This window comes from Affinibrenneria salicis (genome assembly GCF_008710095.1).
Genome location: NZ_VYKJ01000001.1, coordinates 60,503 through 73,230, shown reverse-complemented (window position 1 = coordinate 73,230; position 12,728 = coordinate 60,503). Strand labels below are relative to the sequence as shown.

The 12,728-nt window shown below is 57.8% G+C and carries 11 protein-coding genes; 10 read left to right on the top strand and 1 reads right to left on the bottom strand.

Annotation, left to right across the window (positions count from 1 at the left end; genetic code table 11):
• Positions 1 to 70 precede the first annotated feature (70 nt).
• From potG to eno, 5 genes are all read left to right on the top strand, one after another.
• Positions 71 to 1,204: a putrescine ABC transporter ATP-binding subunit PotG gene (potG, locus tag FJU30_RS00350; RefSeq protein ID WP_223881483.1), complete on the top strand. Its 1,134-nt coding sequence runs from the start codon at positions 71 to 73 to the stop codon at positions 1,202 to 1,204.
• Positions 1,205 to 1,218: 14 nt separating this feature from the next.
• The gene (gene potH / locus FJU30_RS00345; RefSeq protein ID WP_150433830.1) at positions 1,219 to 2,178 is read left to right on the top strand and encodes a putrescine ABC transporter permease PotH; all 960 of its coding nucleotides are present in this window, start codon (positions 1,219 to 1,221) and stop codon (positions 2,176 to 2,178) included.
• A complete protein-coding gene (gene potI / locus FJU30_RS00340) occupies positions 2,175 to 3,020 on the top strand; it encodes a putrescine ABC transporter permease PotI (protein WP_150433463.1) in 846 nt (281 codons plus the stop codon). Before potH ends, potI begins: the two co-directional genes overlap by 4 nt.
• Before the next feature lie 176 nt (positions 3,021 to 3,196).
• Positions 3,197 to 4,834 (top strand): glutamine hydrolyzing CTP synthase, encoded by a 1,638-nt coding sequence (pyrG, locus tag FJU30_RS00335; protein ID WP_150433462.1) that lies wholly within the window; start codon positions 3,197 to 3,199, stop codon positions 4,832 to 4,834.
• An 83-nt stretch (positions 4,835 to 4,917) separates the two neighbouring features.
• Positions 4,918 to 6,219 carry a phosphopyruvate hydratase gene (gene eno / locus FJU30_RS00330; protein ID WP_150433461.1) on the top strand — a complete coding sequence of 434 codons (1,302 nt, stop codon included), beginning with the start codon at positions 4,918 to 4,920 and terminating at the stop codon, positions 6,217 to 6,219.
• A 281-nt stretch (positions 6,220 to 6,500) separates the two neighbouring features.
• On the opposite strand, the gene FJU30_RS00325 is transcribed toward eno, so the two are convergent.
• Positions 6,501 to 7,337: a MurR/RpiR family transcriptional regulator gene (locus FJU30_RS00325; RefSeq protein WP_150433460.1), complete on the bottom strand. Its 837-nt coding sequence runs from the start codon at positions 7,335 to 7,337 to the stop codon at positions 6,501 to 6,503.
• A gap of 196 nt (positions 7,338 to 7,533) precedes the next feature.
• Between FJU30_RS00325 and FJU30_RS00320 the strand changes: the two genes are divergently transcribed.
• From FJU30_RS00320 to FJU30_RS00300, 5 genes are all read left to right on the top strand, one after another.
• On the top strand, positions 7,534 to 8,589 hold the full coding sequence (locus FJU30_RS00320) for a polyamine ABC transporter substrate-binding protein (RefSeq protein WP_150433459.1): 1,056 nt from the start codon (positions 7,534 to 7,536) through the stop codon (positions 8,587 to 8,589).
• A gap of 121 nt (positions 8,590 to 8,710) precedes the next feature.
• Complete coding sequence (locus tag FJU30_RS00315; RefSeq protein ID WP_150433458.1) at positions 8,711 to 9,832, top strand: ABC transporter ATP-binding protein; 1,122 nt, start codon at positions 8,711 to 8,713, stop codon at positions 9,830 to 9,832.
• 9 nt (positions 9,833 to 9,841) lie between these two features.
• A complete protein-coding gene (locus FJU30_RS00310) occupies positions 9,842 to 10,762 on the top strand; it encodes an ABC transporter permease (RefSeq protein ID WP_150433457.1) in 921 nt (306 codons plus the stop codon).
• Positions 10,752 to 11,594 (top strand): ABC transporter permease, encoded by an 843-nt coding sequence (locus tag FJU30_RS00305; protein ID WP_150433456.1) that lies wholly within the window; start codon positions 10,752 to 10,754, stop codon positions 11,592 to 11,594. Before FJU30_RS00310 ends, FJU30_RS00305 begins: the two co-directional genes overlap by 11 nt.
• Positions 11,595 to 11,603: 9 nt before the next feature.
• Positions 11,604 to 12,710 (top strand): DmpA family aminopeptidase, encoded by a 1,107-nt coding sequence (locus FJU30_RS00300; RefSeq protein ID WP_223881482.1) that lies wholly within the window; start codon positions 11,604 to 11,606, stop codon positions 12,708 to 12,710.
• Positions 12,711 to 12,728: the final 18 nt, after the last annotated feature.

Sequence of the window (12,728 nt, the reverse complement as noted above, 5' to 3'; positions counted from 1 at the left end):
GCTTTCTCGAACATATGTCATGCCTATGGCGATGACGTTGTTTTCTGTTTCTGCCGGAGGGCAATAGCCAGTGAAAGAAACAATTTCTCATAGTCAGTCCAAACCCTGGAAAGCCGCGATGCCCCTGCTGGAGGTGCGCAACCTGACTAAGGCGTTCGACGGACAGATCGTGGTCGATGACATCAACCTGACGATTTACAAAGGCGAGATCTTCGCGCTGTTGGGCGCATCCGGCTGCGGCAAGTCCACGCTGTTGCGTATGCTGGCCGGATTCGAGCAGCCCACCCAGGGGCAGATCGTGCTGGACGGCCAGGATCTGTCCCTGGTGCCGCCGTACAAGCGGCCGATCAACATGATGTTTCAGTCTTATGCGTTGTTTCCCCACATGTCGGTGGCGAAAAATATCGCCTTCGGCCTGGCGGAGGATGGACTGTTCAAGTCCGAGATCAACGCCCGGGTCGAAGAGATGCTGGCGATGGTGCATATGCAGGAATATGCCGATCGTAAGCCGCACCAGCTGTCCGGCGGCCAGCGTCAGCGCGTGGCGCTGGCGCGCAGCCTGGCCAAACGGCCGAAGCTGCTATTGCTCGACGAACCGATGGGCGCGCTGGACAAGAAACTGCGCGATCGTATGCAGCTTGAGGTGGTCGACATCCTTGAACGCGTCGGCGTGACCTGCGTCATGGTGACCCACGATCAGGAAGAGGCGATGACCATGGCCGGGCGCATCGCCATCATGAACCGCGGCAAGTTCGTGCAGATTGGCGAACCGGAGGAGATCTATGAGCATCCGACCACCCGCTTCAGCGCCGAGTTCATCGGTTCCGTCAATATGTTCGAGGGGCTGCTGCAAGCGCGGCAGGACGACGCGCTGACTATCGTAAGCCCGGGGCTGGCGCATCCCCTGAAAGTGGACGCCGATTCCTCCGTGATGGAGGGCGTGCCGGTGTCTGTCGCGCTGCGGCCGGAGAAGATCGCGCTGTGCGACGAAGCGCCCGCCGACGGCTGCAACTTCGCCGTGGGGGAGGTGGTGCATATCGCCTATCTGGGCGACCTGTCCATTTATCACGTCCGGCTGCCTGGCGGTCCGGTGATCAGCGCCCAGTTGCAGAATGTCTATCGTTATCGCAAGGGCGCGCCGACCTGGGGCGATGAGGTGTGCCTGCGCTGGGATACGGACAGCTGTGTGGTGTTGACGGTATAACAGAGGAATGGATGATGACATTATTTTCCGCACATCACGCGGTCGAAACGCCGCGCAAGAGCGGCCTGGTTTGGCTGCTGACTCGCTGTCGCCAGCAGCACGGCCGCAAACTGGTGATCGCCCTGCCGTACCTGTGGCTGCTGCTGCTGTTCCTGCTGCCGTTTCTGATCGTGTTCAAACTCAGTCTGGCGGAGATGGCCCGCGCCGTGCCGCCCTACACCGATCTGGTTTCCTGGGCGGACGGTCGACTGGACATCGCGCTTAATCTGGCCAACTATCTGCAATTGCTGGACGATCCGCTCTATATCGAGGCCTATCTGCAGTCGCTGCGGGTGGCGGCGGTCTCGACGCTGTGCTGTCTGCTGGTGGGGTATCCGCTGGCGTGGGCGGTGGCGCACAGCCGTCCCGCGACGCGCAACATCCTGCTGCTGCTGGTGATCCTGCCCTCCTGGACATCGTTTCTAATCCGCGTCTATGCCTGGATCGGCATTCTGAAAAACAACGGCGTGCTGAACAATTTCCTGCTGTGGCTTGGGGTGATCGATCAGCCGCTGGCGATCCTGCACACTAATCTGGCGGTCTATATCGGTATCGTTTACGCCTATCTGCCATTTATGGTGCTGCCGATCTATACCGCGCTGACCCGTATCGACTATTCGCTGGTGGAGGCGGCGCAGGATCTGGGCGCCCGACCGATGAAAACCTTCGTCAGGGTGCTGATTCCGCTAACGAAAGGGGGAATTATCGCCGGCTCTATGCTGGTGTTTATTCCGGCGGTGGGGGAGTTCGTCATTCCCGAGCTATTGGGCGGGCCGGACAGTATCATGATCGGCCGTATCCTGTGGCAGGAATTTTTCAATAACCGCGACTGGCCGGTGGCGTCGGCGGTGGCCATCATCATGTTGTTGCTGCTGATTGTGCCGATCATCTGGTTTCACCGTCATCAGAACAAGGCCGCGGGGGAACAGGCATGAACAATCTACCCGTTGTGCGTTCTCCCTGGCGCATTTTCATTTTGGTGCTGTGCTTTGCCTTCCTGTATGCGCCGATGTTGATGCTGGTGGTGTATTCGTTCAATAGCTCCAGGCTGGTGACCGTGTGGGCGGGCTGGTCGACGCAGTGGTACGGCGAACTGTTTCATAACTCGGCGATGATCAGCGCGGTGGGCCTGAGCCTGAGCATCGCGGCGGCGTCCGCCACGATGGCGGTGATTTTGGGCACGCTGGCGGCGGTGGTGATGGTTCGCTTCGGCAGCTTTCGCGGTTCCAACGGTTTCGCTTTCATGCTGACGGCGCCGCTGGTCATGCCGGATGTGATCACCGGCCTGTCTCTGCTGCTGCTGTTTGTCGCGTTGGGCCACGCGATAGGCTGGCCGCTGGAGCGGGGCTCGCTGACCATCTGGCTGGCGCACGTGACGTTCTGTACCGCTTATGTATCGGTGGTGATCAGCGCCCGCCTGCGCGAGCTGGATCGCTCCATCGAAGAAGCCGCGATGGATCTCGGCGCCACCCCGCTGAAGGTGTTCTTCGTCATCACGGCGCCGATGATCGCGCCGGCGCTGATTTCCGGCTGGCTGCTGGCCTTTACCCTGTCGCTGGACGATTTGGTGATCGCCAGTTTCGTCTCCGGGCCGGGAGCGACGACATTGCCGATGCTGGTATTTTCGAGCGTGCGCATGGGGGTGAATCCGCAGATCAACGCTCTGGCATCGCTGATTCTGCTGGTCGTCGGCGTGATTGGCTTCATCGCCTGGCGCTTTATGGCCCAGGCGGAAAAACAGCGTCAGCGCGATCTGCAAAAGGCGCGGCGCGGCTGAGAAACGGGCGGCGATCGCCTTCGTCGCCCGCCTGCCGGCATCATTCCCGTTTACACCTCCGGTCTGGCCCGGCGCGCCGGGCAAAACGAACATTTGTGGCGCTCATCGGGTTCGGGTATACTACTTTCCCGTCCTGGTTCTTCCATCGTCTTTAAACCTAAACGCTCAGGTTCAGCATGACAACTAATTATATTTTTGTGACCGGTGGGGTCGTCTCCTCTCTGGGTAAAGGCATTGCCGCAGCCTCTTTGGCGGCTATTCTCGAAGCCCGTGGCCTCAACGTTACCATCATGAAACTGGACCCGTACATCAACGTGGATCCGGGTACGATGAGCCCGACTCAGCACGGGGAAGTTTTCGTCACCGAGGACGGGGCGGAAACCGATCTGGATTTGGGTCACTATGAGCGTTTCATCCGTACCCGGATGACGCGCCGCAACAACTTCACCACTGGCCGCATCTATTCCGAAGTTCTGCGTAAAGAGCGCCGCGGCGACTATCTGGGCGCGACCATTCAGGTTATCCCGCACATCACCAACGCCATTAAAGAGCGCATCATTGAAGGCGGCGAAGGCCACGACGTGGTGCTGGTGGAAATCGGCGGCACGGTGGGCGATATCGAGTCGTTGCCGTTCCTGGAAGCTATCCGTCAGATGGCGGTTGAAGTGGGGCGTGAGCATACGCTGTATATGCACCTGACGCTGGTGCCTTACCTGGCGGCGGCCGGCGAGGTGAAAACCAAACCCACTCAGCATTCGGTAAAAGAGCTGCTGTCTATCGGTATTCAGCCCGATATTCTGATTTGCCGTTCCGATCGCGCGGTGCCGGCCAATGAGCGCGCGAAAATTGCTTTATTCTGCAATGTGCCGGAAAAAGCAGTAATATCCCTTAAGGATATTGATTCCATTTATAAAATTCCGGGACTCTTGAAATCACAGGGCCTGGACGATTATATTTGTAAACGATTCAGCCTGAACTGTCCGGAAGCAGACCTGTCAGAATGGGAACAGGTGGTCTACCAGGAAGCCAACCCGGGCGGCGAAGTGACGATCGGCATGATCGGCAAGTATATTGAATTGCCGGACGCCTATAAATCCGTGATCGAAGCGCTGAAGCACGGCGGGCTGAAAAATCGCCTGACGGTCAATATTAAGCTGATCGACTCGCAGGACGTGGAAACGCGCGGCGTGGAGATCCTGAAAGGTCTGGACGCCATCTTAATCCCGGGCGGGTTTGGTTACCGCGGCGTGGAAGGCAAGGTGATGGCGGCGGGTTATGCGCGCGAAAACCAGATCCCTTACCTGGGTATTTGCCTGGGCATGCAGGTGGCGCTGATGGAGTTCGCCCGCAACGTGGCGGGTATGGAAGGCGCGAACTCGACCGAGTTTGTGCCGGAATGCAAGTACCCTGTCGTGGCGTTGATTACCGAATGGCGCGATGAAGAAGGGAATATCGAAGTTCGTAGCGAAGACAGCGATCTGGGTGGTACCATGCGCGTCGGGGGACAGCCGTGCCATCTGGAAGAGGGTAGCCTGGTGCGTCAGCTGTACGGCGAGTCGACCATTATCGAACGTCACCGCCACCGTTATGAAGTCAACAATATGTTGCTCAAACAGATCGAGGCGGCGGGGCTGCGGGTTGCCGGCCTGTCGGCCGATCGCCGACTGGTGGAAATCATTGAAATCCCGGATCATCCGTGGTTTGTGGCCTGTCAGTTCCACCCGGAGTTTACGTCGACGCCGCGTGATGGACATCCCCTGTTTGCCGGCTTTGTGAAAGCCGCCGGCGCGTACCAGAAGCGCCAGGAGAAGTAAGCGTTTTTTCAGCACTGCGCGTTGTGTGAATCGCGCGCGCTGCTCGTCTGAGGTTTTAGTTTAACTGTACTGAGGAAAATCTAATGTCCAAAATTGTTAAAGTCATTGGCCGTGAAATCATCGACTCCCGCGGGAATCCTACCGTAGAAGCTGAAGTGCATCTGGAAGGTGGTTTCGTTGGTCTGGCTGCTGCGCCGTCAGGGGCTTCCACTGGTTCCCGCGAAGCGCTGGAACTGCGTGACGGCGATAAATCCCGTTTCCTGGGCAAAGGCGTGACCAAAGCGGTTGCCGCTGTTAACGGTCCGATCGCTCAGGCTGTACTGGGTAAAGACGCTAAAGATCAGGCTAACATCGACAAGATCATGATCGATCTGGACGGAACCGAAAACAAATCCAAATTCGGCGCCAACGCGATTCTGGCTGTTTCTCTGGCCAGCGCCAAAGCTGCTGCCGCGTCTAAAGGCATTCCGCTGTACGAACATATCGCTGAACTGAACGGCACCCCGGGCAAATACTCTATGCCTCTGCCGATGATGAACATCATCAACGGCGGCGAACATGCCGATAACAACGTTGATATCCAGGAATTCATGATTCAGCCGGTTGGCGCGAAAACCGTTAAAGAAGCGATTCGTATCGGTTCTGAAGTTTTCCACACCCTGGCTAAAGTACTGAAAGCCAAAGGTATGGCTACCGCTGTTGGTGACGAAGGCGGCTACGCGCCGAACCTGGAATCCAACGCCGCTGCGCTGGCCGCTATCAAAGAAGCCGTAGAAAAAGCCGGTTACGTGCTGGGTAAAGACGTAACGCTGGCTATGGACTGCGCCGCTTCCGAGTTCTACAACAAAGAAACCGGTAACTATGAACTGAAAGGCGAAGGCAAAACCTTTACCTCTCAGGAATTCACTCACTACCTGGAAGAACTGACCAAACAGTATCCGATCGTGTCCATCGAAGATGGCCTGAACGAATCTGACTGGGACGGTTTTGCTTACCAGACGAAAGTTCTGGGCGACAAAATCCAGCTGGTTGGTGACGACCTGTTCGTAACCAACACCAAGATCCTGAAAGAAGGTATCGAAAAAGGCGTCGCTAACTCCATTCTGATCAAATTCAACCAGATCGGTTCTCTGACCGAAACTCTGGCTGCGATCAAAATGGCGAAAGATGCCGGCTACACTGCCGTTATCTCTCACCGTTCTGGCGAAACCGAAGACGCCACTATCGCCGACCTGGCGGTAGGTACTGCTGCTGGCCAGATCAAAACTGGTTCCATGAGCCGTTCTGACCGTGTTGCTAAGTACAACCAGCTGATCCGTATCGAAGAAGCGCTGGGCAACCGTGCGCCGTTCAACGGTCTGAAAGAAGTAAAAGGTCAGGCGTAAGTTAATCGCCTTGCCCTGAGGGGCGGCCGGCGCGATGCGGCGGCTGGCTCTCAGTAAAGTTAGTCTGTGATTAGGGCCTCATACTTTGTATGAGGCCCTAATTATTGGCGCCGTTGGTTATCAACGCGCGCAGCGGTTCTTGCTTCGGCGGGCCCGGCCACACCGGACTTCGCCGCCGCCGACCTCATCAGCAGGCCCTGGCCTCATACCCCGTATGCGGTTTTTTTTTCGCCGCCAGCGCGCGACTTCCTCTTCTGATTGTCTGTTTTCCTCGCGCCGCATCAGATACGGTAAAGGTTGAGACGCTTAACCCGATTTTCATACAGTTCCAGCCGCTGCTTCAGTTTGTCGCGGTTTTTGGCCGCCACGCAGTGCAGCAGCACGTTCAGAGCATTGGCCAGCCCGGCGGTGGACTCCAGAATCAGCCCGGTTTTGGTGGCGATGGTCACAATATGCGGGGTATTCATGTATCTGGCGATGCCGTATTCATCGGTGAACACCACTAAGCGGGTGTTTTCCCGCATACATTCATTGGCGAAGGCGATGCCGGCCTCGGCGTAAGGAGCGATATCGATCAATACCACGCAGCACTGCTTGTCGTGACTGTCTATCCAGCCGCCGAGCACGCCGCCATACAGATCGAGAAACTCCACCCTGGAGCGCACCAGCGACAGCCGGTTGGCGAAGTCTTCCGTCAGGCCGCGGATGGTCTGGAAGCCGCAGACAAACACGTGCTCGGCCTGGCTGACGCACTGGACGATATCCTGCCAGTGCTGACTGCCGATTTGCTCCCAGAATTTAACCAGCGCCTCAATCTCTTTATTGAGGTGCACCGTTAAATCGTCCGTTTGCTGTTCAACGCGGTCCAGCAGGGTCGTATTGAGCAACGACTGAACCCTGACCTCATCACGCAGATCTTCTTTGAGCCCTTTAAGTCCTTTGTAGCCCAGACGGCGCAGAAAACGACTGACGGTATTAGGGCTGACGCCACTTTTTTGAGCAAGGGTTGCACCATTCTCGAACGCGATAGTGTCCAGATTGGCCTGAATATAGGCCCACAGCGTGCGCTCCATCGGCGTCAGTTTACCGTCGAGCTGTTCCAGCCTTGCTTCAAGCATAAGGTCACCCCATTGATTATAAAGGCATAAAAATACCACTATATTATTTTATGGTATTTAAATGTCAGTAAGAACGCCGATATTTGCCCGGTATGGCATAATAATTGCAATTTTAGTTTAAAAGACATAATTATGTCAAAGTCCGGGTCAGACAAGGCCCCTGCGTCTGTATATCAAGGCCACAGGAGATAATAAAATGTATACCAGCAACAGACTACACCGGGTGAAGGGTATCGCGTTGGGTTTAGCGCTTTCTTGCGGGTTCGTCGGTTTATCCGCGCAGGCGGCAGGGGAGCTACGGCTGTACAACTGGGGAGACTACATTAATCCGCAAGTGCTGAGTCGTTTTACCCAGGAGACCGGCATCAATGTGAAGCTTGACACCTATGCCAGCAATGAAGAGATGCTGGCCAAAATCCAGGCCGGCGCCAGCGGCTATGACATCGTCTTTCCCTCGGTGCATATGCAGGACGCCATGGCTTCGCTGAAGCTGCTGGCGCGTACCGACATTAACCGCGAGCCGGGCTTCAGCCACATCGATCCGCAGTTCTTGCGCGCGAAAACGGATCCGCAGGGGGAATATTGCCTGCCCTACGCCTGGGGCACGGTCGGTATTTTTTACAACAAGAAAAAGGTGGATAAACCGATCACCTCCTGGGCGGATTTTTTCGCCGAAGCGGAAAAAGGCAAGAAGGTCATCATGCTGGACGACATGCGTGAAACGCTCGGCGTCGGGCTGATCGTTAACCATAAATCGGTCAATACCACCAACCCGGCAGATCTGAAGGTGGCCGCCGACTGGCTGACCGCGCGTAAGCCGTTAATCTCCGCGCTGACCTACGAGAGCATTCCGCTGGTGCAGTCGGGCGATGTGGTGGCGGCGCACTATTTTGTCGGCGCCCTGATGTATGTATCCCAGGATCCGGAAAATCTGGCCTATGTGATCCCCGATGAAGGGGCCACCCTGTACCAGGAGAATATGTGCGTGCTGGCGAACGCGCCGAATAAAGACAACGCCAAAAAGTTTATGGCGTTCTTTTTGCAGCCTGAAATCGCCGCCATGAACACCGCCCAGCAGATGAACGGCACGCCGAATCGCGATGCGGTGGCGCTGCTGCCCGACCTGCTGAAAAATAATCCGGCGGCGAATCCGCCCGCCGACGTAAAGGCGAAACTGCAGATTTTCGACGATCTGGGCAAAGGCTTGCGCCTGTATGACCGGGTGTGGACCCGTTTTCGCAGCGCTAATTAGTCCGCGCCGCGCCTCGCTGACCGCGGCTCCCGCCGGCTGGCGGTCAGTTCATCGCCAGAGGCTGCGGTCAGTCCGACGCCGCCTCAGCGTTAATTTCGGGACTCAGGACGTGGAGTAAACAATGAGTCAGGATCAGCATTTCCGCACCGTCGTATCGCTCAACGGCGCCGTCAAATATTATCAGACGCCCGAGGGCAATAGCGTTAAGGCGCTGGACGACATCAGTTTTTCGGTGCGGGACAATGAATTTGTGACCTTACTGGGGCCGTCCGGCTGCGGCAAAACGTCGTTGCTCAGAATTATCAGCGGCTTTGAACAGCTGGACAGCGGCGAACTGCTTATCGGCGGTAAAAAAATGAATCATATCGCGCCGCATTTGCGACCGGTTAATACGGTGTTTCAGAGCTACGCCTTATTTCCGCATATGAGCGTGGCCGACAATGTCGGCTATGGGCTGGATATCCGCGGCGTGCTGCGCGCGGAACGCAACCAGCGCGTAGCCGAAACGCTGGAACTGGTGGGGATGCGCAATATGGAAAAACGCCGTCCGTCGCAGCTGTCCGGCGGTCAGCAGCAGCGCGTGGCGCTGGCGCGGGCGATTATTAACCGTCCGTCGCTGCTGCTGCTGGATGAACCGCTGTCGGCGCTGGATCGCGGGTTGCGCAAGAGCATGCAGCTCGAGCTGAAACGTCTGCAGGCGGAGCTCGGCATCTCGTTTATTTTCGTCACTCACGATCAGGAAGAGGCGTTGACCATGTCCGATCGGATCATTGTGCTGAACGGCGGCAAGGTCCAGCAGAACGATCCGCCGGCGGCGATCTACCATACGCCGGTCAACCATTTCGTCGCCGGTTTTATTGGCGAGGGCAACCTGATCCCGGTCGAAGTCGGGCAACAGGAGGATGGCGCGCTGTCTCTGCTGAGCGAGGCCGGCGAGCGCTGGCGGGCCGCCGCGGATCGGGCGCGCCCGGTCGGGCAACGCCTCTGGCTGCTGCTGCGTCCGCAATATTTTCATCTGAGCGAACCGGCGGATGAGCGGATGCGCTATGCCCGTATCGACGGCACGATCGAACAGCTGATCTTTATGGGGACGGATACTGAAGTCTGCGTGCGCTCCGCCGGGGGCGAGAGGCTTAAAGCCTTAATTCGCCTGTCCTCCGGCGAGGGTCCCGGGCAACTGGCGGCGGGCCAGGCGATTAGCCTGTGGTACGCCGCCAGCGCCTGTCATCTGCTGCCGCGGTAAGGAAGCGCTATGTCTGCATGGAAAAAATCGCTCCCCCTTGTCGGGCTGTTGTCGCCGGTAACGCTGCTGCTGGCGGTCTGTTTGTTTGTGCCGTTGGCCATCATGGTGGTGTTCAGCATCCTGACGCCAGGCACCTACGGCGGCGTGGAGTGGAGCTTCTACCCGGATAATTATGGCCGTATTCTCGGCTGGGCGGACGGCACGCGGGAAGACTTCGATATTCTCTACCTGCACATTATCGCCACTTCGTTTCGCGTGGCGTTAATGAGCGTGCTGGTCTCCTTTATCATCTGTTATCCGATCGCCTTCTGGGTCAGAAAACAGTCGCCGGCGGTGCGTAACTTCCTGCTGTTTCTGATCACGCTGCCGTTTTTCGCCAGCCTGATCGTGCGGCTGTACGCCTGGGTGCTGATTTTGCGCCCCACCGGTTTCGCCAATAGCATCCTGCAGGCGATGGGGCTGATCCAGCAGCCGCTGGATCTGATCTATACCGAGCAGGCGGTGCTGATCGGCATGGCCTATATCTATATTCCCTTTATGTTTTTACCGGTGTACGCCAGCGTAGAGCGGCTCGACCCGCGCCTTATCGAGGCGTCATACGATCTGGGCGCCAACCGGTTTAAAACCTTCTGGCGGGTGGTGTTTCCGCTCACGCTGCCCGGCGTGGTGTCCGGCGCCATCATGGTGTTTATTCCCAGCCTGGGGAATTTTATCGTGCCTTCGCTGCTGGGCGGCGCCCGGGTGGTGATGATCGGCAGCCTTATCGAACAGCAGTTCCTGGCGGCGCGAAACTGGCCGTTCGGCGCGGCGCTGGCCATGTTGTTAATGTCGATGGTGCTGCTGGCGCTGTTGCTCTATCTGTATCTGAACAGCCGCTATTCCCGCGCTCACGCCGGCGAAGCGTCGGACAGGAGGAAGCATGAAGAATAATATGTTGTTGCGGCTGGCCGGCTGGCTATTCAACGGTTACGGCGCGCTGTTTTTTATTTTTCTCTATCTGCCGATATTCCTGATCGCGCTTTATTCGTTTAACGCTAATCCGGTCAACATGATGATATGGCAGGGCTTCAGCATCGACTGGTATTTGTCGGTATTCGGCATGAGCAATAATCTTTCCGACAGCGCGCTATATATCGATTCGACCGACCAGGTGCTGCATGCGTTGAAAAACAGCCTGATCATCGCGCTGATCACCACCGCGATTTCGACCGTGGTCGGCACCGCGACCGCGCTGGCGCTCATGCGCTATCGTTTTCGTTTGCGCGGTTTTTACCGTTTCCTGATGTATATGCCGATGATGATGCCGGACATCGTTCTGGGGATCGCGTTGCTGATCTTTTTCGTCAACGTGGGGATTCCGCTCGGCCGGGTGTCGATCATTCTCGGCCACTGCACGTTTCTGTGCAGCTATGTTTTTCTCATCGTCAGCGCCCGGCTGGCCGGCATGGACACGCGGCTGGAGGAGGCCTCCGCCGATCTCGGCGCCGGCCGTTGGGTCACTTTCCGGCGCATCACGTTGCCGATATTGTCCCCCGGTATCCTCGGCGGCGCGCTGCTGGCGTTCATTATTTCCATGGACGATCTGGTCATCACCTATTTTATTTCCGGCGTGGACGCCACGACGCTGCCGGTGCAGATTTACGGCATGATCAGGCGCGGCATTAAGCCGGAAATCAACGTTATCGCCACCCTGCTAATCCTGGGATCGCTGTTAATCGCCGGCGCGGGATTGTATCTGAGAAACCGACAGGAAAAGAATTAAAGGAAAATCATGATGACTAAACTCAGAGCGCGGCAACTGGGATTAAAATTTCCCGGCGTCACGGGAAAATATAATGCGATTACCGACGTCAGCGGCGTGCTGGTCGGCTATCGCACCATCGATGCCGTCAGTCATGACGATAAGCTTATTAAAACCGGGGTGACGGCGCTGCTGCCGCGCGGTTACCAGACGGAGCCCCAGCCGGTCTGGGCCGGGTGCTGCGCGCTTAACGGCAACGGCGAGATGACCGGGGCGCACTGGATAAAGGATGGCGGCTATTTCGTCGGCCCGGTTTGTCTGACCAATACCCACTCCGTCGGTACGGTGCATCAGGCGGCGGTCAAATGGATGCTGTCGCAATATCAGGCCGCCTGGCAGGCTAATCACCTGTGGGCGATGCCGGTGGTGGCCGAAACCTATGACGGGGTGATTAACGACATCAACGGCCTGCATGTCACCCAGGACGATGCGTTGAGCGCGTTGACTTCGGCGCGCGACGGCGCGCTGGCCGAAGGCAATGTCGGCGGCGGCAATGGCATGATCTGTTATGGCTTCAAAGGGGGAACCGGCACCTCGTCGCGCTGCTTTACGCTCGACGGCCGGCAATATACCCTGGGCGCGCTGGTGCAGGCCAATTACGGTCAGCGCGAGTGGTTCGAACTGCTGGGCGTGCCGGTCGGCGCGCTGCTGACGGACCCGCTGCCGGCGGGGCTGGAGCGGGAGCGCGGCTCGATTATCGTGGTGCTGGCTACCGATGCCCCGATGATGCCGCACCAGCTACAGCGCCTGGCCCGCCGCGCCGGTCTGGGGATCGCTAAATCCGGCAGCCCGGGCGGCAATAATTCCGGCGACATCTTTCTGGCGTTCAGCACCGCCAATGCCGGGGCGCTGCCGCAGCTGGCGCAGACGCATCGCGCTTTTCAGTATCTGAACGATGAGGTGTTCGACACGATTTATCAGGCGGCGGTAGACAGCACGCACGAGGCGGTGATTAACGCGATGCTGGCCGCCGAGGACGCGCCGATGCAAAAACCGCAGGGGATATGTCGGGCGATAGACCCGCAGGCGCTGTACCAACTGGTCAAACGGCGGAATCCCGCCGCGCTGCTGAGTTAAGGCCCGGCCGCCGCCGGG